We start from the raw sequence: 24,517 nt of genomic DNA, 5'->3' as shown, positions 1-24,517 counted from the left end.
CTCACGCGGGCGAGCAGTTCCTTGTAGCTGACGCGGGTGACGGCGCCGTCGTCGGCTTCGAAGACGATGGCGGTCTTGTGTTCGACGGGGGTGCCGATGTGGCGGTCCAGGCAGTTGGCGCTGGCGTTGAGTTCGCCGTCGCCGAACCAYTSGTAGAASGGSGCSTTGGATTCGTCGAGTGTCTTCGTGAAGGGYTGGGTCCAGCTCAGGTTCTCGCGCGCCAGGCGGCTCCAGAAGCCTTCGAAGTCCTGTTCGGCYTCCTGGCACAGGGCCTCGTAGGCGGCCATGCCGGCAATGCGCGCGCCAGCGCTGGCGCGGGCGTCRGGRGGGAACACGCGGTTCTCGACCAGGACGGATTCGATGTTCTTCGATGCGCTGCTGCTCATTTTCTTGTCTCCTTGATCTAGGTGCGGCCGTAATGTCGGCGGGCCCACTTACGGGCCACTGACGGTTGCGATGTTAGTTCGCAGGGTTATCACGAGTCGGACATGGGGGCACCTCTAGAATCGCCGGTCGTTTCCAACCATCCTCTCCATGTCCGCACCCGAATCCTTCGACCGCCCGAATACGCCTGTTCCAGCCCGCGGCTCGCCGCTGCGGCCGCTGCCCAAGCTGATTTTCGCGAGCCGCTGGCTGCAGCTGCCGCTCTACCTGGGGCTGATCGTGGCGCAGGCGGTGTACGTGGTGCACTTCCTGGTCGAGCTGCTGCACCTGGTGGAGGCGGCCTTCGGCAGCAAGGACGCGCTGCAGGCGCTGATCACCAGCATCGGCTACAAGACCACCGCGCCGGTGGGCACGCTCAACGAAACAGTGATCATGCTGGTGGTGCTGGCGCTGATCGACGTGGTGATGATCTCCAACCTGCTGATCATGGTGATCGTGGGCGGCTACGAAACCTTCGTGAGCCGCATGGACCTCGAAGGCCACCGCGACCAGCCCGAGTGGCTGAGCCATGTGAACGCCTCGGTGCTCAAGGTCAAGCTGGCCACCGCCATCATCGGCATCAGCTCGATCCACCTGCTGAAGACCTTCATCAACGCGGACAACTACACCGACCGCGTGCTGATTGCGCAGACCGTGATCCACATCGCCTTCCTGTTCTCGGCCATGGCCATCGCCTACACCGACAGGCTCATGGCGCCCGCCGTGCCGCAGGGCGGCGGTTCGCACTGAGCGCCGGGCCTGCCTGCGGCAGGTCCCAGGCGGGCACGCCGGTAAAACGCCTGGCAAGAAAGTCGAGCATTGTGCGCAGCGTGGCCGGCATGTGCTTGCGCGAGGCATACACCGCATACATGCCGACCACCTGCGGCTCGAACTCCGGGAACAGCCGCACCAGTTCGCCGGCCTGCAGCAGGCCGGCGGTCAGGTAGGTCGGCAGCATCGCGATGCCGGCCCCGGCCCGCGCCAGGTGCATCAGGCTCGCGGCATCGTTGGTCGACACGTTGCCGCCCACGGCCACCGACACGGGCGTGCCGTCTTCCCTGCGCGTGAAATTCCAGAGGCTGCGCCCGAAGTACGAGTGCGTGAGGCAGTTGCGCTGGGCCAGCTCCTCCACGCGCAGCGGCTGCCCGTGCTCCTTCAGGTAGCCGGGTGATGCGCACACCACCGAGCGGCAATCGGTGAGCCGCCGCGCAATCAGGTTGGGATCGATCTCCACCGCCACGCGGATCGCCAGGTCGATGCGCTCGTCCACCAGGTTCACCGCCCGGTCCAGCAGCACCAGGTCGACCGCCACGCCGGGATGGAGCCGCACGTAGTCGGCCACGGCATCGGCCAGCTGCGCCTGTGCGAACGAGGTGCTGGCCGTGATGCGCAGCTGGCCGCGCGGCGCCTCGGCCGGCTGCCGCACGGCCTCCTGCATGTCGCCCGCGAGCTCGAGCACCTGGCGGCAGCGCGGCAGCAGTTCCTCGCCCGCCGCCGTGAGGCTCAGCCGGCGCGTCGTGCGGTGCAAGAGGCGCGCACCCGTCCATTGCTCGAGTTCGGCCACGTAGCGCGTGACCACCGGGCGCGAGAGGTCGAGCTTGTCGGCCGCGGCCGAAAGGCTGCCCGAATCCACCACGGTGACGAACACGCGCATTGCATTCAATCGGTCCATTCGAACGATTTTAGGAATAAACAAGCGCGCAATTCGAGGTATTTCTTTCGAAAGCAGAAACCTAAGATGCGCTTCATCCCAACCACTTTCTGGAGCCATCCAATGAGCCACATCGCCATCATCGGCGCCACCGGACGCGCCGGCGGCCGCCTTCTCGAAGAGGCCCTGCGCCGCGGCCACACCGTGACGGCCATCGCGCGCAAGGCGAGCGAAAAACTCTCGGGCCGCACCAACGTGAAGGCCATCGACCTCGACGTGCTCGACAGCGCCGCGCTCGAAAAGGCACTGGCCGGCCACGACGCCGTCTTCAGCGCCGCGCACTTCTCCACCGTGCCGCCCGCGGCCATCATCGAGCCGGCCAAGCGCGCAGGCGTGAAGCGCCTGCTGGTGGTCGGCGGCGCCGGCAGCCTGTTCGCGGCGCCGGGCCTGAAGGTGATCGACACGCCGAACTTCCCCGAGGCCTACAAGGCCGAGGCCACAGCCGGCGGCGTGTTCCTGGAGGCGCTGCGCAACGAGAAGGAACTCGACTGGACTTTTCTCTCGCCCTCGGCCGAGTTCGTCGAAGGCGAGCGCACGGGCAAGTTCCGCCTGGGCAAGGACGACCTGCTCGTGAGCGCCGAGGGGCGCAGCTGGATCACCTTCGAGGACTACGCGATCGCGTTCATCGACGAGCTCGAAAAACCGGCGCACTCGCGCCAGCGCTACACCATCGGGTACTGATCAACGGCCGGTCATGTTCTCCGGCACCACCCACTGGTCGAACTGCTCGGCCGTGAGGTGGCCCGAAGCAATCGCGGCCTCGCGCAGGCTGGTGCCTTCCTTGTGCGCCTTCTTCGCGATGTAGGCCGACTTGTCGTAGCCGATGTGCGTGTTGAGCGCCGTCACCAGCATCAGCGAACGCTGCACCAGCTCGGTGATGCGTTCGCGGTTCGGCTCGATGCCCACGGCGCAGTGGTCGTTGAAGCTCACCATGCCGTCGGCCAGCAGGCGCACGCTCTGCAGGAAGTTGTGCGCCACCATCGGGCGGAACACATTCAGTTCGAAGTTGCCCGAGGCGCCGCCGATGTTGATGGCCACGTCGTTGCCGAACACCTGCGCGGCCAGCATCGTGACGGCTTCGCTCTGTGTCGGGTTGACCTTGCCCGGCATGATCGAAGAGCCCGGTTCGTTCTCTGGAATGCTGAGTTCGCCGATGCCGCTGCGCGGGCCGCTCGCGAGCCAGCGCACGTCGTTGGCAATCTTGTTCATGCTGGCGGCAAGTGTCTTGAGCGCGCCGTGGGCATGCACCAGCGCATCGACGCTGGCCATGGCTTCGAACTTGTTGGGCGCGGTCACGAACGGCAGGCCCGTGAGCTTGGCCAGCTCGGCCGCCACCTGCTCGGCATAGCCCTTGGGCGCATTGAGCCCGGTGCCGACGGCCGTGCCGCCCAGCGCCAGTTCGCACAGGTGCGGCAGCGCGGCGCGCACATGCGCCTCGCCATGCGCGAGCTGCGCCACATAGCCCGAGAACTCCTGGCCCAGCGTGAGCGGCGTGGCGTCCTGCAGGTGGGTGCGGCCGATCTTCACGATGTCGGCAAAGTCCTTCGACTTCTGCTCGAGCGTGCTGCGCAGCCTGGCGATGGCCGGCAGCAGCTTGTGCGTGATGGCCTCGACGGCCGCCACGTGCATGGCGGTGGGGAACACGTCGTTGCTCGACTGGCTGCGGTTCACGTCGTCGTTCGGGTGCACGAGGCGCCCTTCCCCGCGCTCGCCGCCGAGCAGTTCGCTCGCGCGGTTGGCCAGCACCTCGTTGACGTTCATGTTGGTCTGCGTGCCCGAGCCGGTCTGCCAGACCACCAGCGGAAACTCGCCCGGATGCTTGCCGGCAATGACCTCGTCGGCCGCGGCCACGATGGCCTTGGTTTTTTTCTCGTCCTGCAGGCCCAGCGCGTGGTTGACCACGGCCGAGGCGCGCTTGACCTGCGCCAGCGCCTTGATGATCTCGCGCGGCTGCTGCTCGCCGGAGATGTCGAAGTTCTGCAGCGAGCGCTGCGTCTGCGCACCCCACAGCTTGTCGGCCGGCACGTCGATCGGTCCGAAGGTATCGCGCTCGGCACGGGTCTTGGGGGAAGTCGTCATGAGAAAAACTCCGCAGTCATGGATGGTCGCGCCGCCTGATCGGGCGCGGGCCCGAGTATCGGCCAACAAGAATAGCTCGCATCTGACGGGGCCATTGAGCCGCCGCCGACATCACGTTACGCCCGTCGGGTTGACTCGCGTCATGTCAAAAAGTTATAATCGTGGGCTTCAGACGACCAACAAGTCATGTAAATCATGGTTGGTCGGCCCTGCACTACTCGCGGATCTCCGAATCCCGTCGCGGTGCGAGGTTCTCCCCGCCGGGCCCTGTCCGGCGAACCGGCCGGATCGTTCCGGCCCCACTGCCACGCCACCTTTCGGCGGGCACTGGTTTCGTCGCCACGTCGTCTTCAGTGCCTGTCGGCAGCCTCCAGGGCTCGCCGGGCCATTGCACGCGTTCGCTCGCGCTCTGTGTTCGCAGCCTGTCGGCTGATGGCGTGACCGTTGCCGCTTCGCGCTTTGTCGCAGCGGCGCTGTGTCCAACCTTCACACAAGGAGCCCCGGCGTATGGCCAAAGGAATTCTCATCGACCATGTCTTCAAGGTGTTCGGCGACGCGCCCGAACAGGCGCTCGAACTCGTGCGCCAAGGTTTTTCGAAGAAGGAGATCCTTGCGCAAACGGGCCAGTCGATCGGCGTGTTCGATGCCACCTTCGAGATCCAGGCCGGCGAGATCTTCGTCATCATGGGCCTCTCGGGTTCGGGCAAGTCGACGTTGGTGCGCCTGCTGAACCGGCTGATCGAGCCGACCGCAGGCCGCATCGTGATCGACGGCGCGGACATCAACGAGCACTCCGACGCCAGGCTGCGCGCGCTGCGCCGCAAGGACATCAGCATGGTGTTCCAGTCCTTCGCGCTGATGCCGCACATGACGGTGCGCGAGAACACCGCCTTCGGCCTCGAACTGTCGGGCACGAGCAAGAAGGAACGCCTCGCGCAGGCCGACCTGGCGCTCGCGCAGGTGGGCCTCGCGGGCTGGGGCGACAGCTATCCCGACGAGCTCTCGGGCGGCATGCAGCAGCGCGTGGGCCTGGCGCGCGCGCTGGCCTCGGACCCGTCGATCCTCTTGATGGACGAGGCCTTCTCGGCGCTCGACCCGATCATCCGCACCGAGATGCAGTCGGAGCTGCTGCGGCTGCAGAAGGAGCAGCGGCGCACCATCGTCTTCATCTCGCACGACCTCGACGAGGCCATGCGCATCGGCGACCGCATCGCGATCATGAAGGACGGCCAGGTGATCCAGGTCGGCACGCCCGACGAGATCCTGCGCAGCCCGGCCGACGACTACGTGCGCAGCTTCGTGCGCGGCGTCGATGCGGCGGCTGTGTTCAAGGCGGCGGACATCGCGCGCAAGTCGCTCACGGTGGTGTGCGAGCACCCCGAGCGCGGTGCGCGCGCGGCGCTCAAGCTGCTCGAAGACCAGGACCGCGACTTCGCCTACGTGACGAGCCCGAACAAGCGCTTCCTCGGCGTGGTGTCGGCGGACACGCTGCGCGGCGCGCTCGACGGGCATTCAGGCTCGCTGGGGCTGCAGCACGCATTCATTGGCGACCTGCCGCGCATCGATGCCGAAGCCCCGGTGGCAGGCCTGATCGGCCAGCTCGCGCAGGCGCCGTGCGCGCTGCCGGTGGTGGCGAACGATGGCCGCTTCTGCGGTGCGATCAGCAAGACGACGCTGCTCAAGTTCCTCGACCGCGACACGCCGCCGATCGAGCCCGTCCTGCCCAACGCCGCACCCGCGCTCGCCGCCGAGCCGCACTGAAGAATTCACGAAGGCCCCCTGAACGATGAACGACAACACACTTCCTTCCGACCTGAGCACGCCCGCAACTCCCGCCTTCGCCGATCCGTGGGAAGCGCTCTCTGCCGCGCCCGACACCTCGGCCACCAGCGCCTGGCTCGATGCGCCCGCCGACGCGGCCCACCAGCTGGCCGGCTCGGCCGATGCCACGGCCAGCGGCTTGCAGCTGCACCGCCTGTGGGACGGCTCCCTGCCCGTCGAATCCTGGATCAACCAGGGCCTCGGCTGGGTGGTCGAGCATTTCCGCCCCTTCTTCCAGACCCTGCGCCTGCCCATCGACAGCACGCTGAACTGGGTCCAGGGCCTGCTGACCGGCCTGCCGACGCTCGCGATGATCGCGCTGATCGGCCTCTTCGCCTGGCAGTTCGCCGGCCGTGCGCTGGCCATCGGCACCACGGCGGCGCTGCTGCTCGTGGCCATGCTGGGCATCTGGCCCGAGGCGATGGTGACGCTGTCGCTGGTGCTGACCTCGCTGGTGTTCTGCATGATCATCGGCCTGCCGCTCGGCGTGCTGCTGGCCAGCAGCGACCGCGCGCAGCGCCTCATGCGCCCGGTGCTCGACGCGATGCAGACCACGCCCGCCTTCGTCTACCTGGTGCCGGTGGTGATGCTGTTCGGCATCGGCAACGTGCCGGGCGTGATCGTGACCATCATCTTCGCGCTGGCGCCGCTGGTGCGCCTGACCAACCTGGGCCTGCGCCAGGTGCGGCCCGACCTGATCGAGGCCGCGCGCGCCTACGGCGCCTCGCCCTGGCAGATGCTCGTGAAGGTGCAGCTGCCGCTGGCCATGCCTTCGATCATGGCGGGCATCAACCAGGCGCTGATGCTGTCGCTGTCGATGGTGGTGATCGCCTCGATGATCGCCGTCGGCGGCCTGGGCCAGATGGTGCTGCGCGGCATCGGCCGGCTCGACATGGGCCTCGCGACCGTGGGCGGCCTGGGCATCGTGCTGCTGGCGATCTCGCTCGACCGGCTCACGCAGGCCATGGGCAAGTCGCGCCGCAGCGCCGGGCGCCGCTGGTGGCACACCGGGCCGGCCGGCCTGGCGCTGCGCCTGCTGCAGCGCCTCGTGGGTACGCCGCCCCGCGGTGACGGTGCGAACGAGCCCGTTCCCGCCCTCGCCACGCAAGCGCAATGAGCCGTCACGCAGGAAATCAACGCATGAAGAAAAGAACCCGTCTCATCCTTGCCCGCGGCCTGCTGGCCCTCGGTTTCGCCGCCTTCGGCATGGGCGCACAGGCCGCCAATGACCTGCCCGGCCAGGGCGTCACCGTGCAGCCGCTCAAGAGCTCGCTCGCCGAAGAGGCGTTCCAGACGCTGCTCGTGATGCGCGCGCTCGAGAAGCTCGGCTACACGGTGGAGCCCATGAAGGACCTCGAACCCGCCACCGAGCACCTGGCCATCGCCAATGGCGACGCCACCTTCATGGCCAACCACTGGAGCCTGCTGCACGCCGACTTCTACAAGAACAGCGGCGGCGACGCCAAGCTGTGGCGCAAGGGCGTGTACTCGGACGGCGCGGTGCAGGGCTACCTGATCGACCGCAAGACGGCCGAGCAGTACAACATCCGCAGCATCGCGCAGCTGAAAGACCCGGCCATCGCCAGGCTGTTCGATGCCGACGGCGACGGCAAGGCCGACCTGACGGGCTGCAACCCCGGCTGGGGCTGCGAACTGGCGATCGAGAACCACCTGACGGCCTACCAGCTGCGCGACACCGTCACGCACAAGCAGGGCAGCTATGCCGCGCTGATGGCCGACACCATCGCCCGCTTCAAGCAGGACAAGCCGGTGCTGTACTACACCTGGACGCCCTACTGGGTCAGCGCGGTGCTGCGGCCCGGTGCGGACGTGGTGTGGCTGCAGGTGCCCTTCTCGTCCTCCCAGGGCGGCAACGCGGACACGCAGCTTCCCAACGGCAAGAACTACGGCTTCCAGGCCAACCAGGAGCAGATCGTCGCCAACCGGGCCTTCGTCGAGAAAAACCCGGCCGCCGGCCGGCTGTTCGAGGTGATGAAACTGCCGATCGGCGACATCAACGCCCAGAACCTGCGCATGAGCCAGGGCGCCAACACGCAGCAAGACCTGGAGCGCCACACTGACGGCTGGATCCGGGCGCACCGGCCGCTGTTCGATGGCTGGATCGAGCAAGCCCGGGCCGCCGCAAGGTAGAACGCGGCGGCTGAGATAATCGGGGGGCGTTTCCACACTCCAAAAAACACCCCCCACCATGACGACCACGATCCAGCAGGCCGACCTGATCGAATCGATCAGCGCCGCGCTGCAGTACATCAGCTACTACCATCCCGCCGACTACATCGCCCACTTGGCCAAGGCCTACGAGCGCGAGCAAAGCCCCGCCGCCAAGGACGCCATCGCGCAGATCCTCACCAACAGCAAGATGAGCGCCACGGGCCACCGCCCGATCTGCCAGGACACCGGCATCGTCAACGTGTTCCTCAAGGTGGGCATGGACGTGCGCTGGGGCGGCTTCACCGGCAGCCTGGACGACGCCATCAACGAAGGCGTGCGCCGCGGCTACAACCATCCCGACAACACGCTGCGCGCCTCGGTCGTGGCCGATCCGCAGTTCGACCGCAAGAACACCAAGGACAACACGCCCGCGGTGATCTTCACCGAGATCGTCCCGGGCAACACCGTCGAGGTGACGGTCGCAGCCAAGGGCGGCGGCAGCGAGAACAAGAGCAAGCTCGTGATGCTGAACCCCGGCGACAGCGTGGTCGACTGGGTGCTCAAGACCGTGCCGACCATGGGCGCCGGCTGGTGCCCGCCGGGCATGCTGGGCATCGGCATCGGCGGCACGGCCGAGAAGGCCGCGCTGATGGCCAAGGAAAGCCTGATGGACGACCTCGACATGCACGAGCTGCAGGCCAAGAAGGCCTCGGGCGCGGAACTGAGCAAGGTCGAGGCGCTGCGCATCGAGCTGTACGAGAAGGTCAATGCGCTGGGCATCGGCGCGCAAGGCCTGGGCGGCCTGGCCACCGTGCTGGACATCAAGATCAAGATGTATCCGACGCACGCGGCCAGCAAGCCCGTGGCAATGATCCCCAACTGCGCGGCCACGCGGCATGCGCACTTCGTGATGGACGGCAGCGGCGCGGTCTACCTCGACCCGCCCTCGCTCGACCTCTGGCCCGACGTCAACTGGGCACCCGACGAAAAGAAGAGCAAGCGCGTCGACCTCGACAAGCTCACGCCCGCCGAAGTGGCCAGCTGGAAGCCCGGAGACACACTGCTGCTCAACGGCAAGATGCTCACCGGCCGCGATGCCGCGCACAAGCGCATCCAGGACATGCTGGCCAAGGGCGAGAAGCTGCCAGTCGATTTCACCAACCGCGTCATCTACTACGTCGGCCCGGTCGATCCGGTGGGCGGCGAGGCCGTGGGCCCGGCCGGCCCGACCACCGCCACGCGCATGGACGGCTTCACCGAGATGATGCTGGCCCAGACCGGCCTGATCGCGATGATCGGCAAGGCCGAGCGCGGCCCGGTTGCCATCGATGCCATCAAGAAGCACAAGAGCGCCTACCTCATGGCCGTGGGCGGCGCCGCCTACCTCGTGAGCAAGGCGATCAAGACCGCCAAGGTGGTGGGCTTCGAGGACCTGGGCATGGAAGCCATCTATGAATTCGACGTGGTCGACATGCCGGTGACGGTGGCGGTCGATGCCGGCGGCACCAGCGCGCACATCACCGGCCCGGCCGAGTGGCAGAAGCGCATTGCGAGCGGCGAGTTCAAGACCATCATGATGGAAGAGGCTTGAACCACCCGGTCGGCGTCTTCGACAGCGGCGTCGGCGGGCTCAGCGTGCTGGCCGCGCTGCGCGCCGAGCTGCCGCACGAGCGCTTCGTGTACTTTGCCGACACCGCGTTCGCGCCCTATGGCGAACGCGGCGATGCCTACGTGATCGAGCGCTCGCGCAAGGTGGCGGAGCAACTGATGGCCGAGCACGGCATCAAGGCGCTGGTGGTGGCCTGCAACACGGCCACCACGGCCGCGATCCACCTGCTGCGCGCCGAGCATCCGGCCTTGCCCATCGTCGGCCTGGAGCCTGCGCTCAAGCCCGCCGTGGCGACCAGCCGCACCGGCCACATCGCGGTGATGGCCACGCGCGGAACGCTGGCCAGCGCCAAATACGCGGCGCTGCGCGACTCCTTCGCAGGAACAGCCAATGTGCGCGCCGTGCCCTGCGACGGGCTCGTGAAGGCGATCGAGGGCTTCGACACCGCGGCCATCACCGAACTCTGCGCCCGCTACATGGCCGAAGCCGGCCCCCTCGGCGATGGACCCGGCCAGGTCGATACCGTGGTGCTCGGCTGCACCCACTACCCACTCGTGAAAAATGAACTTCAGCGCCATGCGCCGCCCGCGCTGCGCTTCATCGACACCGGCGCGCCGGTCGCGCAGCAGGCCCGGCGCGTGCTGGCTTCGCTCGGCCGCCTCGCGCCCAGCGGCGAAGGCGGGCTGGTCCTGCAGGGCAGCGGCGACGCCGCCGTGCTCGAAGCCGCCGCTGCGCACTGGCTGCAACAGCCCCAAGCTGCTCCGGCTGCTGCCGCAACCGCTGCCTGAAGCCGATCCGACAACAACATGCGTCTTCGTCTCTTGCGCTGCGCCCTGCTGCTGCTCGGCCTCTCGGCAGCAGGCCTCGGCCATGCGGCCTGCGAGAGCGGCCTTGCCGAGCGCATGCATGCCAAGCTCCATCCGAACCGCCCGCTCGACGAGCGCCTGGCCGCCTGCAAGCCCTGGCCCGCCTTTCCGGGCCGCAGCATCGTGGTGCTGCCCGTGCCGCGCGAAACCAGCAGCACGGGCGCCAAGGTCTTCGACCTGGAGCTGCTGCTGATCCAGCGGCCCGACAACGGCAACACCGAGCGCGACACGGTGATCGGCCGCATCTTCCAGCCCGAGGCGCTCGACGAAGACGCCGCCACCGCCATCCAGGACATCCGCATCGACACCTCGCGCTACGTGCTGTCGTCCGACACGCGCGCCTTCGGGCTGCGCGTGCGCTACCGGGGCACGGCGCCGGGCAGCACGGTGGCCAGCGAAACCATCCGCCTCTACGTGCACCACGGCAGCAAGCTGCGCGAGGTGCTGCAGGAAGTCGAGCTCGACCACGACAGCGGCGAATGGGACAGCAGTTGCACCGGCCGCTTCGAGCAGCTTCGCACCATGCTTTCGGTCGGCAAGTCGGCGAGCAACGGCTATGCCGATCTGCAGCTGTCGCGCACGCTGGTGCAGGGCCGCGCGCAGATGCAGGAAGACCAGAGCTGCACCGAGAAGGCCATGCCCGCGCGCTTCAATGCCGTGACGCTGCGCTACGACGGCGAGCGCTACCGCGTGCCCAAGTCGCTGCGCCAGCAGCCGCCCTGAGCCGGCCGGTTCAGGCGCCGCGCAGCGCGGCCGCCCTGCCGCGCGCCATGTCGATCGGCAGCAACAGCAGCAGCCCCGCAATGAACAGCGCCGCGGTCGAGAGAATCGCAATGCGCTGGTTGCCGCCCGCGGCCCAGGTGATGGCGCCGAACATCAGCGGACCGATGATGCCCGCGAGCCGCGTGGCAAAGGTCCAGAGCCCGAAGAACTCCGCAAGCTGCCGCGGCGGCGCCAGGAAGCCCGTCATCGCGCGGCCGGCCGACTGGCTCGAGCCCATCGCAAGCCCTGCAATGGCGGCGGCCCACCAGAAGGTGCCCTTGGTGGTCGCCATCGCGGCAATCACGCAGACCGCGATCCAGGCCACCAGCGTGCCGGCCAGCGAGATCTTGTGGCCGATGCGGTCCTGCACGTAGCCGAAGCCGAAGGCGCCGACAGCGGCCGCGATGTTGAGCACGAAGATCAGCACCATGGTCTCGCTCGCCACGAAGCCGATGACCTGCTCGGCATAGATGGCGGCGAGCGTGATGGCCACTGCCACGCCGCCCTGGTAGCAGACGGTGCAGACCAGCAGCTGCATGAAATCGCGGTAGGCGCGGGCCTGCCCGAAGGTGGCGCGCAATTGCTGCCATGCGCCCACTGCGCTGCCGGCCGCACGGGGCTGCGCACGCTCGGGCAGGAGCGCGAAGGTGGCGCAGGCGGCTGCGCCGTAGATGGCCGCGGTGATCAGCATCGTGACCGGGACGAAATGCGATGCAGGCAGGCCTTTGGCCTGGGCCGACAGCACGTAGGCCAGGCACAGCCCGAGCGCCAGCATGCCGCCGACGTAGCCGAAGCTCCAGCCCCATCCGCTGACCTTGCCCATGCCCTCGGCGGTCGCGAGTTCAGGCAGGAAGGCGCCGGTCAGCGACTCGCCGTAGGAATAGAAGGTGTTGGAGACGATGATCAGCGCCATCGCAACCGCAACGCCCATGGCCCCCGAGAACCTCGGCGTGAATGCGAGCGCCGCCGTGGCAAGTACGCAGCCCAGCGTCGCCACGGCGAGCACGCGCTTCTTGGCGGCACGCCGGTCGGCCCAGGCGCCGATCGCGGGCATCGAAAGCATGACGACGGCATAGGACGCGCTGAGCGCCGCAGTCCAGGCGAATGCGGCCCACGGCGCCCCCTTGGCGATGCCGCCCACGAAGTAGGCGGCAAACACGGCCGTGATGACGACCGTGGTGTAGCCGGAATTCGCAAAGTCGTACATGGCCCAGCCGAACACCTCGCGCTTGCGCACGCCGGCGTTCAGGGCAGATGACGGAAACAGCGCCATGCGGCGACGGATGATCGACCGGGCGCCGGACGCAGCCTTGGCCCGATCGGATCAGTGCAGGTGGCGCGGGCGGCGGCCGCCGCCATGCCCACCGCCGCTGCCACTGCCGCCCGTGCCCCGCGGGCGCTTGCCGATCTCGAGCGAATTCACGAGCGCATCGAAGCGGTCGCTGAAAAGGCGGTCGATCTCGGACACCACGCCGCCGAGCTCGGCGCCATCGAAGTGGCGCTCCATCAGGTTGACGACGTCTTCCACCAGCAGGTCGCGCTGCACCTGCATGATCGCGGCCGGGTTGGGGCCGACGAACAGCATCAGGAAATCGTCGCGCGACTCTTCGTCGGGGTCGCCCTCTTCTTCGTCGAAGTCGGTGTCGTAGAAGGTGACCTCGATGGCGGCGCCGCGCTCGGACAGTTCGTTCAGGGCCATGCACATCTCGTCGAGCGCCTGGCGAAAGTCTTCGTCGCCCGGCACCGTCCAGCAGATCTGGAGCATGTGGTCCTTCTGCTCGAAGCGGATGCCGGGTTCTTCTTCGTAGGTGCTGGTCGCGCCGTCGGCCAGCGACTTGGCGCCTGCGTAGGCCCACAGCGGCTTGAGCGCTTCCTGGATCTGGTCGAAGCCGACGTCGGAGCGCAAGGGCACGTCGCCGTGCACATGGATTTCAAATGGAGCGTTGTAACGAGGCATGGAGTGCTCCCTTGTCTAAATGTGGTGCCCGGAACGGGGGTCGAACCCGTATGCCCCGATTAAGGAAGCGGCGGATTTTAAGTCCGATGTGTCTACCAATTTCACCATCCGGGCCTCGGGTTGAACATCGACGATAACCCAAACGAAACGGGCCCCGGCAACGCAGGTTGGCGGGGCTGGTTTTTTTCGGTGGAGGGCGGATCGAGCTTGATCAGAGAGGGAGAAGGTGGAGGCGCGACCCGGAGTCGAACCGGGCTAGACGGATTTGCAATCCGTTGCATAACCGCTTTGCTATCGCGCCACGCTGCTGAAAACGAAATCGAATTCGCGAAAAAAAGGGAAGCAGTGCTTCCCTTTTTCAAAACTGGAGCGGGAAAAGAGTCTCGAACTCTCGACCTCAACCTTGGCAAGGTTGCGCTCTACCAACTGAGCTATTCCCGCGTTTCGAGCCTTGAATTATAGAACATTTTTTCGGGGCTCGGCAAGTTCTGCCGATCAATGTTTGACGGAACCCTCTGAAGCCGGCGTGCCCGCACGTTGCTTGGCCAGCTCGGCCACGGCGGCCGCGGAGGCGGCAACCTCCTCGTCCGACAGCGGCTCGGGCATCTTCTCGAGCGCGATCTCCAGGACCTTGTCGATCCACTTCACGGGCACGATCTCGAGGCCGTTCTTCACGTTCTCGGGAATGTCCTGCAGGTCCTTCGCGTTTTCCTCGGGAATCAACACGGTCTTGATGCCGCCGCGCAATGCGGCCAGCAGCTTTTCCTTCAGGCCGCCGATGGCCGTGACCTCGCCGCGCAGCGTGATCTCGCCCGTCATGGCAACGTCTGCACGCACGGGAATGCCCGTGAGCGCCGACACGAAGGCCGTGGTCATGGCCGCACCCGCGCTCGGGCCGTCCTTGGGCGTTGCGCCATCGGGCACGTGGATGTGGATGTCGCGCTTCTCGAACACCTCGTCCTTGATGCCCAGGCGGCGCGAGCGGCTGCGCACCACGGTGCGCGCGGCCTCGACCGATTCCTTCATCACGTCGCCCAGCGATCCGGTGCGGCTGATCACGCCCTTGCCGGGCATGGTGACCGCCTCGATGGTGAGCAGGTCGCCGCCCACCTCGGTCCAGGCCAGGCCGACCACCTGGCCCACCTGGTTCTGCTTCTCGGCCAGTCCGAAGCTGTACTTGCGCACGCCCAGGAAGTCGTTGAGGTTGGAGCCATCCACCGTGACCTTGGGCGTCATCTGCTTGAGCAGCAGGCCCTTGACCACCTTGCGGCAGATCTTGGAAAGCTCGCGCTCGAGCGAACGCACACCGGCTTCGCGCGTGTAGTAGCGCACGATGCCGCGCACGGCCTCTTCGGTGACGAGCAGTTCGTCTTCCTTGACGCCGTTGTTCTTCATCTGCTTGGGCAGCAGGTACTTGATCGCGATGTTGGTCTTCTCGTCCTCGGTGTAGCCCGAGAGGCGGATGACTTCCATCCGGTCGAGCAGCGCCGGCGGGATGTTCATCGAGTTCGAGGTGGCGACGAACATCACGTCGGACAGGTCGAAGTCGACCTCGACGTAGTGGTCGCCGAAGGTGTGGTTCTGCTCGGGGTCGAGCACCTCGAGCAGCGCACTCGACGGGTCGCCGCGGAAGTCGGTGCCCAGCTTGTCGATTTCGTCGAGCAGGAACAGCGGATTGCGCGTGCCGATCTTGCTCAGCCCCTGCAGCACCTTGCCCGGCAGTGCGCCGATGTAGGTGCGGCGGTGGCCGCGGATCTCGGCCTCGTCGCGCATGCCGCCCAGCGCCATGCGGGTGTACTTGCGGCCGGTCGCCTTGGCGATCGACTGCCCGAGCGAGGTCTTGCCCACGCCGGGCGGGCCCACGAGGCACAGGATGGGCGCCTTGACCTTGTCGACGCGCTGCTGCACCGCGAGATATTCGAGGATGCGGTCCTTGACCTTCTCCAGGCCGTAGTGGTCGGCATTGAGCACCGCCTCGGCATTGGCCAGGTCGTGCTTGATCTTGGTCTTCTTGCTCCAGGGCAGGCCGACCAGCACGTCGATGTAGTTGCGCACCACGGTGGCCTCGGCCGACATGGGCGACATCAGCTTGAGCTTCTTGAGCTCGCCCTCGGCCTTCTTGAGCGCTTCCTTGGGCATCTTGGCGAGCTTGATCTTCTTCTCGATCTCCTCGATGTCCGCGCCCTCTTCGCCTTCGCCGAGCTCCTTCTGGATCGCCTTGACCTGCTCGTTGAGATAGAAGTCGCGCTGGTTCTTTTCCATCTGGCGCTTCACGCGGCCGCGGATCTTCTTGTCGACGTTGAGGATGTCGACCTCGCGCTCGAGCTGGCCGAACAGGTTCTCCAGGCGCGACTTGACGTCGTCCAGGTCGAGCACGGCCTGCTTGTTGTCGAGCTTGAGCGGCAGGTGCGCGGCGATGGTGTCGGCCAGGCGGCCCGGATCGTCGATGCTGGAGATCGACGTGAGGATCTCGGGCGGGATCTTCTTGTTGAGCTTGACGTACTGGTCGAACTGCTGCATCACGGCACGGCGCAGCGCCTCGACCTCGGTGCCCTTCTCGCTGCTCGCGGCCGCCTCGACGGGCGTCACGTTGGCCGAGAAGTGGGTCTCGCCGTCGTCGATGCGGTTCACGCGGGCGCGCTGCTGGCCTTCGACCAGCACCTTCACGGTGCCGTCAGGCAGCTTGAGCATCTGCAGGATGGTCGAGACGCAACCCACCTCGAACATGTCCTCGACCGAGGGCTCGTCCTTGGCGGCGGCCTTCTGGGCCACCAGCATGATGCGGCGCTCGGCCTCCATGGCCAGTTCGAGCGCCTTGATGCTCTTGGGGCGACCCACGAACAGCGGGATCACCATGTGAGGGAACACGACCACGTCGCGCAGCGGCAGCAGCGGCAGGTCGATCGCGTCGGCAGGCAGGGGGGTATGACCGGACATGAATATCCTTTGATTGATCAGGCAAAGATGGATGGGTGTTCGGGCATTTCAAGCCCGTGCACCCGGTCTTTGTCGAAGGCGCCGGACGCCTTGCTGGAAAGTGCCGGCGCCGCGTTCACTCAGGCCTTCTTGGCCGCTTCGCGGTACACGAGCAGCGGCGGCTTGTTTTCATCAATTGTGGATTCCTCGACCACAACCTTGTCGACGTTGGTGGCATTCGGCAGCTCGAACATGGTGTCGATCAGCGACTGTTCGAGGATCGAACGCAGGCCCCGCGCGCCGGTCTTGCGGGCCAGCGCCTTGCGTGCAATGGCCTTGAGCGCCGCGGGACGGATCTCCAGGTCGACGCCTTCCATCTGCAGCAGCTTGGTGAACTGCTTGACCACGGCGTTCTTGGGCTCGGTCAGGATCTGCACCAGCGCGTCTTCGCTGAGCTCGGCCAGCGAGGCGACCACGGGCATGCGGCCCACCAGTTCGGGGATCAGGCCGAACTTGATCAGGTCTTCGGGCTCGACCTCGCGGAACACCTCGGTGATGCTGCGCTGCGCCTTGCTCTTGACCGAGGCGCCGAAGCCGATGCCCGAGGCCTCGGTGCGGTTCTCGATGACCTTCTCGAGGCCGGCAAAGGCGCCGCCGCAGATGAACAGGATGTTGGTCGTGTCGATCTGCAGGAAGTCCTGGTTCGGGTGCTTGCGCCCGCCCTGTGGCGGCACGCTGGCCATGGTGCCTTCGATGAGCTTGAGCAGCGCCTGCTGCACGCCCTCCCCCGACACGTCGCGCGTGATGGACGGGTTGTCCGACTTGCGCGAGATCTTGTCGATCTCGTCGATGTAGACGATGCCGCGCTGGGCGCGCTCGACTTCGTAGTTGCAGCTTTGCAGCAGCTTCTGGATGATGTTCTCGACGTCCTCGCCCACGTAGCCGGCTTCGGTCAGCGTGGTGGCGTCGGCCATCACGAAGGGCACGTCGAGCATGCGCGCGAGCGTTTGCGCGAGCAGCGTCTTGCCCGAGCCCGTGGGGCCGATCAGGAGGATGTTGCTCTTGCTGAGCTCGACGTCGTCGCCCTTGGCCTTTTCCTTGTGGCGCAGGCGCTTGTAGTGGTTGTAGACCGCCACCGACAGCATGCGCTTGGCCGGCTCCTGGCCGATCACGTAGTTGTCGAGGTTGGTCTTGATTTCCAGCGGCGTGGGCAGGTCGCTGCGCGCCTCGCGCGCCTCTTCACCGGCCGGGAGCTCGTCGCGGATGATTTCGTTGCAAAGGTCGATGCACTCGTCGCAAATGAAGACCGAAGGGCCCGCGATCAGCTTCTTGACCTCATGCTGGCTCTTGCCGCAGAACGAGCAATAAAGCGTTTTTTCGCTGGAGGAGCCTTTTTTTTCGGCCATGGACAGGTGCCTCGTAAAGGGGTGGGGACAATGATAACTAAACAAAAACGGCGTTTCCCGTGTGGAAAACGCCGGTTTTTGCCTTTTTGGCGCCGCCGGCGCCGCGGCAGGGGCTCAATGCCTCAGCTGCGCTTCGCAATGACCTGGTCCACCAGGCCGTAGTCCTTGGCTTCGTCGGCCGTGAGGAAATAGTCGCGTTCGGTGTCCGACTTGACTTTTTCGAGCGGCTGGCCCGTGCGTTCGGCCAGGATGCGGTTCATCTGGTCCTTGGTGCGCAGGATGTCGCGGGCGTGGATCTCGATGTCCGTGGCCTGGCCGCGCGCGCCGCCGAGCACCTGGTGGATCATGATCTTCGAATTGGGCAGCGAGAAGCGCTTGCCCTTTTCTCCGGCCGCCAGCAGGAAGGCGCCCATGCTGGCCGCAAAGCCGATGCACATGGTGGAAACGTCTGGCTTGATGAACTGCATGGTGTCGTAGATGGCCATGCCGGCGCTCACGCTGCCGCCCGGGGAGTTGATGTAGAACGAAATGTCCTTGTCCGGGTTCTCGCTCTCGAGGAACAGCAGCTGCGCCACCACGAGGTTGGCGGTCTGGTCGTTCACCTCGCCCACCAGGAAAATGATGCGCTCCTTGAGGAGGCGCGAATAGATGTCGTAGGACCGCTCGCCGCGGCCCGACTGCTCGATGACCATCGGGATCATGCCGAGGCCTTTGATTTCCTGTGCGCTCATTGAATTGCTCTCCGGAAAAGGGTTCGTTCGCTGTTCGAATTTACTGTACGCCTGAGTGAAATGGGGCTCGTGCCGCAAAGCACAAGCCCCATTGGCGTCGCGGGCGGCAGTGGATCAGCCTTGTTGCGCCATCAGCTCGTCGAACGACACCGACTTTTCCTTGACCTTGGCCTTGCCGAGCACGAAATCGGTCACGTTGTTCTCGATGACCACGGCTTCGACTTCGGCCAGGCGGTTGTTGTCGCTGAAGTACCAGCGCACCACGTCGGCCGGCTTTTCGTAGCTGGCGGCCAGCTCGTCGATGTGGGCCTTGATCTGCTCGGGCTTGGCCTGCAGGTTGTTGGCGCGCACCAGCTCGGCCACCACGAGGCCCAGGCGCACGCGGCGCTCTGCTTGGGGACGGAACACTTCGTCGGGGATCGGTGCCTTGTCGGCATCCTTGATGCCGCGCTGCTTGAGCTCGGCGCGGGCGCCTTCGACCATGCGGTTGACTTCGGACTGCACGCTCGCGTTGGGCAGGTCGAGCTCGGCGTTGGCCACCAGGGTGTCCATCACGGCGTTCTTGTTGCGCGCCAGCAGGCGGAACTTCACTTCGCGCTCGAGGTTCTTCTTGATGTCGGCGCGCAGGCCCTCGACCGTGGCTTCGGCAATGCCGAGCGACTTGGCGAGCTGTTCGTTGACTTCGGGCAGGTGCGAGGCTTCGATCTTCTTCACGGTGACCATGAAGTCGGCCTGCTTGCCGGCCACGTCCTTGCCGTGGTAGTCGGCCGGGAACGAGAGCGGGAAGGTGCGGCTGTCGCCGGCCTTCATGCCGCGCACGGCGTCTTCGAATTCCTTGAGCATCTGGCCTTCGCCGACGATGAACTGGAAGTCTTCGGCCTTGCCGCCCGGGAAGGGCTCGCCGTCGATCTTGCCTTCGAAATCGACCGTCACGCGGTCGTCGTCCTGGGCCACGGCGTCCTGGGCGCGCTGCGCGAAGGTGCGGCGCTGCTTGCGCAGGATGTCCAGCGTCTTGTCGATGGCGTCCTCGCCCACTTCGGCCGAGAGCTTCTCGACTTCGGCGTTCGACAGGTCGTTGATCTTGACTTCGGGGAACACTTCGAAGACCGCGTCGAAGGCGAGCTGGCCTTCGGGCGACTCTTCCTTCTCGGTGATGCGGGGCTGGCCGGCCACGCGCAGCTTGGCTTCGTTGGCGGCCTGCGAGAAGGCTTCGCCGACCTTGTCGTTCATGACTTCGTAGTGCACCGAGTAGCCGTAGCGCTGGGCCACGACGTTCATGGGCACCTTGCCGGGACGGAAGCCATCCATCTTGACGGTGCGCGCGAGCTTCTTGAGGCGCGAATCGACTTCGGACTGGATGGTGCCGACCGGCAGGGTCAGCGTGATCTTGCGTTCGAGCTTCTCGAGAGTTTCAACGGTCACGGTCATGGTGTCTTCCTTGTGAGGGGTGTGGCTGGTGCGCGGGGCCGGACTCGAACCGGCACGTTCTTGCGAACGTCAGGACCTAAACCTGGTGCGTCTACCAATTTCGCCACCCGCGCTTGCCAATTTTTCAGGTGAATGCAAAGGCGGACGGCCCTGGTGCCGCGGACCCCCGATTGCCGGATGCCTGCCGCCCAAAGACCGTCCGCCTGAAATCGGTCAACCGCGTATTTTAAGCGCTAATCGGGAGCTCTTTCGGCTCCCGCTTGACGCGGAAGGCGGCGGCGTACATTGCCGGCAGCGCCAGCAGGGTCAATACGGTCGCCACGATCAGCCCGCCCATGATGGCCACGGCCATCGGCCCCCAGAACACGCTGCGGGAGAGCGGAATCATCGCCAGCACCGCCGCGGCCGCCGTCAGCACGATCGGCCGCAGGCGCCGCACGGCCGATTCCACGATCGCATCCCAGGCCGGCACGCCGGCCTCGCGGTCGCTCTCGATCTGGTCGATCAGGATCACCGCGTTGCGCTGGATCATGCCCATCAGCGCGATCACGCCCAGCAGCGCCACGAAGCCGAACGGACGGTTCAGCAGCAGCAGCGCACCGGCCACGCCGGCGATGCCCATCGGGCCGGTGATGAACACCAGCAGCGAGCGGCTGAAGCTGTGCAGCTGCAGCATCAGGAGCGTGAACACCAGGAACAGCATGATCGGCACGCCCGCCACGATGGACGCCGAGCCCTTGCTGCTTTCCTCGACCGCGCCCGCCACCTCGATGCGGTAGCCGCCCTCGCCGGCTGCGTGCCAGCCGGCCTCGAGCTGGCGCAGCTTCGGCAGCAGCTGCTCGGTCACCGTGGCGCCCTGCAGGCCTTCGACCACGTCGCCCTGCACCGTGATGGCGTAGTCGCGGTTCTCGCGCCACATCACGCCGGGTTCCCAGCTGAACACCGGCCGGGCGATCTGGGTCAGCGGAATCGAACGGCCCGAGGTGGTGGGCAGGTAGGCGTTGCCGATGTCCGAGATGGCCTCGCGCTCGTCGGCCGACTGGCGCAGCACGATGTCGATCAGCAGGTCGTTCTCGCGGTACTGGCCCACGGTGGTGCCGGAGAACATGGTCTTGGACGCCTGGGCGATCGCCTGGCTGGTGACGCCGAGCGCGCGCGCCTTGGCCTGGTCGACCTCCAGGCGGATCACCTTGACCGATTCGTTCCAGTTGTCGTTCACGCCGCGCATGTTGGCGTTCTCGCGCAGCACGGCCTTGACCTCGTCGGCATGCGCGCGCAGCTGGGCGGGGTCGGTGCCGATCACGCGGAACTGCACCGGATACGGCACCGGCGGCCCGTTGGGCAGCAGCTTCACACGGCCGCGCACTTCGGGAAATTCCTGCGCCAAGAGCGCGGGCAGCTTGATGCGCAGGGTCTCCCGCACCTTCAGGTCCTTGGCCAGCACGATGAGCTGCGAGACGTTGGTCTGCGGAAAGACCTGATCCAGCGGCAGGTAGAAGCGCGGCACGCCGGAGCCGATCCAGGTGCTGACGGTCTTCACGCCCTCTTCCTTCATGATGCGCTGCTCGACGCGCTTGGCGACTTCTTCGTTGGCCGCGAACGAGGTGCCTTCGGGGAACCAGATGTCCACCATGATCTCCGGCCGGCTCGAATCCGGGAAGAACTGTTGCTGCACCTTGCCCATGCCGAAGATGCCGAGCGCGAAGATCAGCACCGTGGCACCGATGGTCAGCCACCGGTGCTGCACGCACCAGTTCACCGCGCGGCGGAAGTTGTTGTAGAACGGCGTGTCGAACAGCTCGTGCGGCGGCGCATCGGGGTCGTGCGGCTTGACCTTGAGCAGCAGCGTGCCCAGGTAGGGCACGAAGTACACCGAGACGATCCACGACAGCACCAGCGCGATCACCGTTACCGCGAAGATAGCGAAGGTGTATTCGCCCGTGACCGACTTGGCGATGCCGATCGGCAGGAAGCCCGCGGCCGTGATGAGCGTGCCGGTCAGCATGGGCTTGGCCGTGACGTCGTAGGCGAAGGTGGCGGCGCGCACCTTGTCGTAGCCCTCCTCCATCTTCCGCACCATCATCTCGACCGCGATGATCGCGTCGTCCACCAGGAGGCCGAGCGCGATGATCAGCGACCCCAGCGATATCTTGTGCAGCCCGATGCCGAAATAGTTCATGGACAGGAAGGTCACGGCCAGCACCAGCGGGATCGTGATGGCCACCACCAGCCCCGGCCGGATGTCGATGTACCAGCCGAATCGCCCGCCCTTGTGCAGGCCCAGCGAGATGATGCTCACGGCCAGCACGATCGCCACCGCCTCGATCAGCACGCCGACGAATTCGTTGACCGAGCTGGACACCGACACCGGCTGGTCCTGCACCTGCGCGAGCTTCACGCCGGCCGGCAGGCGCTGGTCGATCTCCGCGGTGGTGGCGCGCAGCGCCTTGCCCAGCGCGATGATGTCGCCGCCCTTGGCCATGGAAACGCCGAGCGCGACGACTTCCTTGCCCTGGTGGTGCACCTTCACGGCCGGCGGATCGATGTAGCCGCGGTGGATCTCGGCGATGTCGCCGAGCCTGAGCTGGTTGCCCGAGCTGCCGCGGATCGGCATCTCGCGCAGCTGCTCGACGTTGGTGAACTGCCCGCCCACGCGCACCTGCACCACGTCGAGCGGCGACTGGATCGTGCCTGCGCTCTCGATCGCGTTCTGCGAGCCGAGCTGGGCCAGCACCGCGTTGAAGTCCAACCCCAGCTGCGCGACGCGCTTCTGGGAGATCTCGATGTAGACCTTCTGGTCCTGCACGCCGAACTGGTCGACCTTGGCCACGTCCTTCACGCGCAGCAGCTGCTGGCGCACCTCGTCGGCCAGGGTCTTGAGCTCGGCCTGGCTGAAGCCTTCGCTCTCCAGCGCGTAGATCACGCCATAGACGTCGCCGAAATCGTCATTGAAGAACGGCCCCTGCACGCCCGGCGGCAGCGTGTTGCGCATGTCGCCGACCTTCTTGCGCACCGTGTACCAGACATTGGCCACGTCGGCGGCCTTGGACGAGTCCTTGATCTGGAAAATGATCTGCGACTCGCCCGGCTTCGAATAGCTGCGGATCTTGTCGGCGTACGGTGCCTCCTGCAGCGTGCGCTCGAGCTTGTCGGTGACCTGCTCGGCCACCTGCTGGGCAGTGGCGCCGGGCCAGAAGGTGCGAACCACCATGGCACGGAAGGTGAACGGCGGGTCTTCGTCCTGGCCGAGCTGGAAGTACGCGAAGGCGCCCAGCACCATCAGCACCACCATCAGGTAGCGCGTGAGCGGCGCGTGGTCCAGCGCCCATTTGGAAAGATTGAAGCCGGCGGGCTTGGCGGTGGTTGCTGCGCCTTCCGTCATTTGGAAGCACCTGCAGCGATCTCCTTCTTCGAGGCCGCCACGGCCTCGACCGGCTGCGCCGATTCCTTCGCGTTGGCGGCCGCCGCGGCAGCCTCCTTCGACTGGTAGATGGTGACCTTCTGCCCCGGCGAGAGCACGTGCACGCCCGCCGCCACGACCATCATGCCGGGCGCGAGGCCGGCGCCGATCACGGCCTCGTTGCCGTCGGCCGTGGCCACCTGCACGGGCTGTGAGCGCACCGTCATGGTCGACTTGTCGAGCACCCAAACCGCCGTGCCCTTGCCTTCCTGGCGCAAGGCGCTGGTCGGCAGCTTCATGACCGCGCCGCCGGTGCGTGCCAGCGCCTGCGGGCGGGCATACACGGTGGCGCCGAGCGCCGGCGAGGTGGCGGCATCGATCGCCACCTTGACCGCATAGGTGCGCGTGACCGCGTCGGCGCTGGCCGCCACCTCGCGCACCTGGCCTTGCAGCTCGCTGCCGCCCGACCAGCCGCGCACCGTGACCGGCGAGCCGGGCTTGATCAGCGCGGCGCGGTCTTCGGGCACCGCAAACACCACGTCGCGCGCGCCGTCCTGCGCAATGCGCACGACGGGCGTGCCCGCCTGCACCACCTGGCCGGGCTCGGCCTCGATGGCGGTGATGACGCCGGCCACGTCGGCCACCAGCGTGGTGTAGCTGGCCTGGTTGCCCTGCGACGAGAGCTGGGCCTGCGCCTGCTCGAGCTGCGCCTGCGCGGCCTTCCAGGTGGATTCGCGGCGCTCCAGCTCGGCGCCGCTGATGAAGTTCTGCGTACGCAGTTCGGTATAGCGCTTGAGATCGGCTGCCGCGAGATCGCGGTTGGTCTGGGCCGCCGCCAGCTGCGCGCGCGCCGCTTCAGCGGCCAGCCGGTAGTCCTGCGGATCGAGCTGCGCCAGCACCTGGCCGGCCTGCACGTGCTGGCCGAGCTCGGCCTGGCGCTTGGTGATCTTGCCCGCCACGCGGAAGCCCAGCCGCGATTCGACGCGCGCCCGGACTTCGGCCGAGAACTCGGGCTGGGCGTCGAAATCGCTGGTGCCCACAGTCACCAGCTTGACCGCGCGCACAGGTTCCTCGGCCGGCTTCGACTGCGAACAGCCGGCCAGGAACAAGGCGGGAAGCAGCAGCCAGGCGGCACTGCGGGCAAGAGGAGAAAAGCCGGAGGAGGCAGTCATGAGACACCCTAGAAAGGTCGAACCCGGTCATTACTGACCCACTGGTTAGTAATTTAGGGTAAAC

At 66.5% G+C, this 24,517-nt stretch carries 19 protein-coding genes and 4 tRNA genes; 8 read left to right on the top strand and 15 right to left on the bottom strand.

Annotated features, from left to right (window positions below):
* On the bottom strand, positions 1–386 hold a 386-nt coding region (locus tag AC1DMS_RS30790; protein WP_478182089.1), incomplete at its 3' end, for an acetyl-coenzyme A synthetase N-terminal domain-containing protein.
* Positions 387–534: 148 nt separating this feature from the next.
* Here AC1DMS_RS30790 and AC1DMS_RS30785 point away from each other — a divergent pair.
* Positions 535–1,173, top strand: a complete 639-nt coding sequence (locus AC1DMS_RS30785; RefSeq protein ID WP_012747634.1) for a YqhA family protein — start codon at positions 535–537, stop codon at positions 1,171–1,173.
* On the opposite strand, the gene AC1DMS_RS30780 is transcribed toward AC1DMS_RS30785, so the two are convergent.
* Entirely contained in the window at positions 1,133–2,095 is a 963-nt protein-coding gene (locus tag AC1DMS_RS30780; RefSeq protein WP_012747633.1) for a LysR family transcriptional regulator, read from the bottom strand. The two genes, AC1DMS_RS30785 and AC1DMS_RS30780, sit on opposite strands and share 41 nt — an antisense overlap.
* 102 nt (positions 2,096–2,197) lie before the next feature.
* On the opposite strand from AC1DMS_RS30780, the gene AC1DMS_RS30775 reads away from it, so the two are divergent.
* Positions 2,198–2,815, top strand: a complete 618-nt coding sequence (locus tag AC1DMS_RS30775; RefSeq protein WP_012747632.1) for an NAD(P)-dependent oxidoreductase — start codon at positions 2,198–2,200, stop codon at positions 2,813–2,815.
* On the opposite strand, the gene fumC is transcribed toward AC1DMS_RS30775, so the two are convergent.
* Positions 2,816–4,213, bottom strand: coding sequence for a class II fumarate hydratase (gene fumC, locus AC1DMS_RS30770; protein ID WP_012747631.1), 1,398 nt, complete (start codon positions 4,211–4,213; stop codon positions 2,816–2,818).
* Positions 4,214–4,720: 507 nt separating this feature from the next.
* Between fumC and proV the strand changes: the two genes are divergently transcribed.
* From proV to AC1DMS_RS30740, 6 genes are read left to right on the top strand one after another with little or no spacing between them, the layout of a single operon-like run.
* The gene (gene proV, locus AC1DMS_RS30765) at positions 4,721–5,974 is read left to right on the top strand and encodes a glycine betaine/L-proline ABC transporter ATP-binding protein ProV (RefSeq protein WP_012747630.1); all 1,254 of its coding nucleotides are present in this window, start codon (positions 4,721–4,723) and stop codon (positions 5,972–5,974) included.
* A 25-nt stretch (positions 5,975–5,999) separates the two neighbouring features.
* Complete coding sequence (proW, locus tag AC1DMS_RS30760) at positions 6,000–7,151, top strand: glycine betaine/L-proline ABC transporter permease ProW (RefSeq protein ID WP_012747629.1); 1,152 nt, start codon at positions 6,000–6,002, stop codon at positions 7,149–7,151.
* Between the two features lie 23 nt (positions 7,152–7,174).
* Positions 7,175–8,185: a glycine betaine/L-proline ABC transporter substrate-binding protein ProX gene (proX, locus tag AC1DMS_RS30755; protein ID WP_012747628.1), complete on the top strand. Its 1,011-nt coding sequence runs from the start codon at positions 7,175–7,177 to the stop codon at positions 8,183–8,185.
* A 58-nt stretch (positions 8,186–8,243) separates the two neighbouring features.
* Complete coding sequence (locus AC1DMS_RS30750) at positions 8,244–9,797, top strand: fumarate hydratase (protein WP_012747627.1); 1,554 nt, start codon at positions 8,244–8,246, stop codon at positions 9,795–9,797.
* On the top strand, positions 9,794–10,603 hold the full coding sequence (gene murI, locus AC1DMS_RS30745; protein WP_012747626.1) for a glutamate racemase: 810 nt from the start codon (positions 9,794–9,796) through the stop codon (positions 10,601–10,603). The genes AC1DMS_RS30750 and murI overlap by 4 nt, the downstream gene beginning before the upstream one ends.
* Before the next feature lie 18 nt (positions 10,604–10,621).
* Positions 10,622–11,404, top strand: coding sequence for a PA3715 family protein (locus tag AC1DMS_RS30740; RefSeq protein WP_012747625.1), 783 nt, complete (start codon positions 10,622–10,624; stop codon positions 11,402–11,404).
* Positions 11,405–11,414: 10 nt separating this feature from the next.
* Here the strand turns inward: AC1DMS_RS30740 and AC1DMS_RS30735 are convergent, their stop codons facing one another.
* From AC1DMS_RS30735 to AC1DMS_RS30680, 12 genes are all read right to left on the bottom strand, one after another.
* On the bottom strand, positions 11,415–12,716 hold the full coding sequence (locus AC1DMS_RS30735; protein WP_012747624.1) for an MFS transporter: 1,302 nt from the start codon (positions 12,714–12,716) through the stop codon (positions 11,415–11,417).
* A 51-nt stretch (positions 12,717–12,767) separates the two neighbouring features.
* Positions 12,768–13,400, bottom strand: coding sequence for a DUF6806 family protein (locus AC1DMS_RS30730; protein WP_012747623.1), 633 nt, complete (start codon positions 13,398–13,400; stop codon positions 12,768–12,770).
* Between the two features lie 22 nt (positions 13,401–13,422).
* Positions 13,423–13,514 (bottom strand) — tRNA-Leu (locus tag AC1DMS_RS30725).
* A 113-nt stretch (positions 13,515–13,627) separates the two neighbouring features.
* Positions 13,628–13,701 (bottom strand) — tRNA-Cys (locus AC1DMS_RS30720).
* Between the two features lie 64 nt (positions 13,702–13,765).
* Positions 13,766–13,841, bottom strand: a tRNA-Gly gene (locus AC1DMS_RS30715).
* A gap of 54 nt (positions 13,842–13,895) precedes the next feature.
* The gene (gene lon / locus AC1DMS_RS30710) at positions 13,896–16,337 is read right to left on the bottom strand and encodes an endopeptidase La (RefSeq protein ID WP_012747622.1); all 2,442 of its coding nucleotides are present in this window, start codon (positions 16,335–16,337) and stop codon (positions 13,896–13,898) included.
* A 119-nt stretch (positions 16,338–16,456) separates the two neighbouring features.
* Positions 16,457–17,722, bottom strand: a complete 1,266-nt coding sequence (gene clpX / locus AC1DMS_RS30705) for an ATP-dependent Clp protease ATP-binding subunit ClpX (RefSeq protein ID WP_012747621.1) — start codon at positions 17,720–17,722, stop codon at positions 16,457–16,459.
* Positions 17,723–17,844: 122 nt separating this feature from the next.
* The gene (clpP, locus tag AC1DMS_RS30700) at positions 17,845–18,453 is read right to left on the bottom strand and encodes an ATP-dependent Clp endopeptidase proteolytic subunit ClpP (RefSeq protein ID WP_012747620.1); all 609 of its coding nucleotides are present in this window, start codon (positions 18,451–18,453) and stop codon (positions 17,845–17,847) included.
* Between the two features lie 114 nt (positions 18,454–18,567).
* A complete protein-coding gene (gene tig / locus AC1DMS_RS30695) occupies positions 18,568–19,881 on the bottom strand; it encodes a trigger factor (RefSeq protein ID WP_012747619.1) in 1,314 nt (437 codons plus the stop codon).
* Between the two features lie 26 nt (positions 19,882–19,907).
* A tRNA-Leu gene (locus AC1DMS_RS30690) sits at positions 19,908–19,994 on the bottom strand.
* 113 nt (positions 19,995–20,107) lie between these two features.
* The gene (locus AC1DMS_RS30685) at positions 20,108–23,263 is read right to left on the bottom strand and encodes an efflux RND transporter permease subunit (protein ID WP_012747618.1); all 3,156 of its coding nucleotides are present in this window, start codon (positions 23,261–23,263) and stop codon (positions 20,108–20,110) included.
* Complete coding sequence (locus tag AC1DMS_RS30680) at positions 23,260–24,453, bottom strand: efflux RND transporter periplasmic adaptor subunit (RefSeq protein ID WP_012747617.1); 1,194 nt, start codon at positions 24,451–24,453, stop codon at positions 23,260–23,262. Before AC1DMS_RS30680 ends, AC1DMS_RS30685 begins: the two co-directional genes overlap by 4 nt.
* Between the last annotated feature and the right edge of the window lie 64 nt (positions 24,454–24,517).

The sequence above is a fragment of the Variovorax sp. 05T418 genome, from assembly GCF_056396385.1.
This window is presented reverse-complemented; position numbering and strand designations above follow the sequence as displayed.

Bases quoted from the DNA above. Each gene is read 5' to 3' on its own strand.
- AC1DMS_RS30785 (WP_012747634.1), top strand. From the start codon at position 535: ATGTCCGCACCCGAATCCTTCGACCGCCCGAATACGCCTGTTCCAGCC.
- AC1DMS_RS30780 (WP_012747633.1), bottom strand. From the start codon at position 2,095: ATGGACCGATTGAATGCAATGCGCGTGTTCGTCACCGTGGTGGATTCG.
- AC1DMS_RS30775 (WP_012747632.1), top strand. From the start codon at position 2,198: ATGAGCCACATCGCCATCATCGGCGCCACCGGACGCGCCGGCGGCCGC.
- fumC (WP_012747631.1), bottom strand. From the start codon at position 4,213: ATGACGACTTCCCCCAAGACCCGTGCCGAGCGCGATACCTTCGGACCG.
- proV (WP_012747630.1), top strand. From the start codon at position 4,721: ATGGCCAAAGGAATTCTCATCGACCATGTCTTCAAGGTGTTCGGCGAC.
- proW (WP_012747629.1), top strand. From the start codon at position 6,000: ATGAACGACAACACACTTCCTTCCGACCTGAGCACGCCCGCAACTCCC.
- proX (WP_012747628.1), top strand. From the start codon at position 7,175: ATGAAGAAAAGAACCCGTCTCATCCTTGCCCGCGGCCTGCTGGCCCTC.
- AC1DMS_RS30750 (WP_012747627.1), top strand. From the start codon at position 8,244: ATGACGACCACGATCCAGCAGGCCGACCTGATCGAATCGATCAGCGCC.
- AC1DMS_RS30740 (WP_012747625.1), top strand. From the start codon at position 10,622: ATGCGTCTTCGTCTCTTGCGCTGCGCCCTGCTGCTGCTCGGCCTCTCG.
- AC1DMS_RS30735 (WP_012747624.1), bottom strand. From the start codon at position 12,716: ATGGCGCTGTTTCCGTCATCTGCCCTGAACGCCGGCGTGCGCAAGCGC.
- AC1DMS_RS30730 (WP_012747623.1), bottom strand. From the start codon at position 13,400: ATGCCTCGTTACAACGCTCCATTTGAAATCCATGTGCACGGCGACGTG.
- lon (WP_012747622.1), bottom strand. From the start codon at position 16,337: ATGTCCGGTCATACCCCCCTGCCTGCCGACGCGATCGACCTGCCGCTG.
- clpX (WP_012747621.1), bottom strand. From the start codon at position 17,722: ATGGCCGAAAAAAAAGGCTCCTCCAGCGAAAAAACGCTTTATTGCTCG.
- clpP (WP_012747620.1), bottom strand. From the start codon at position 18,453: ATGAGCGCACAGGAAATCAAAGGCCTCGGCATGATCCCGATGGTCATC.
- tig (WP_012747619.1), bottom strand. From the start codon at position 19,881: ATGACCGTGACCGTTGAAACTCTCGAGAAGCTCGAACGCAAGATCACG.
- AC1DMS_RS30685 (WP_012747618.1), bottom strand. From the start codon at position 23,263: ATGACGGAAGGCGCAGCAACCACCGCCAAGCCCGCCGGCTTCAATCTT.
- AC1DMS_RS30680 (WP_012747617.1), bottom strand. From the start codon at position 24,453: ATGACTGCCTCCTCCGGCTTTTCTCCTCTTGCCCGCAGTGCCGCCTGG.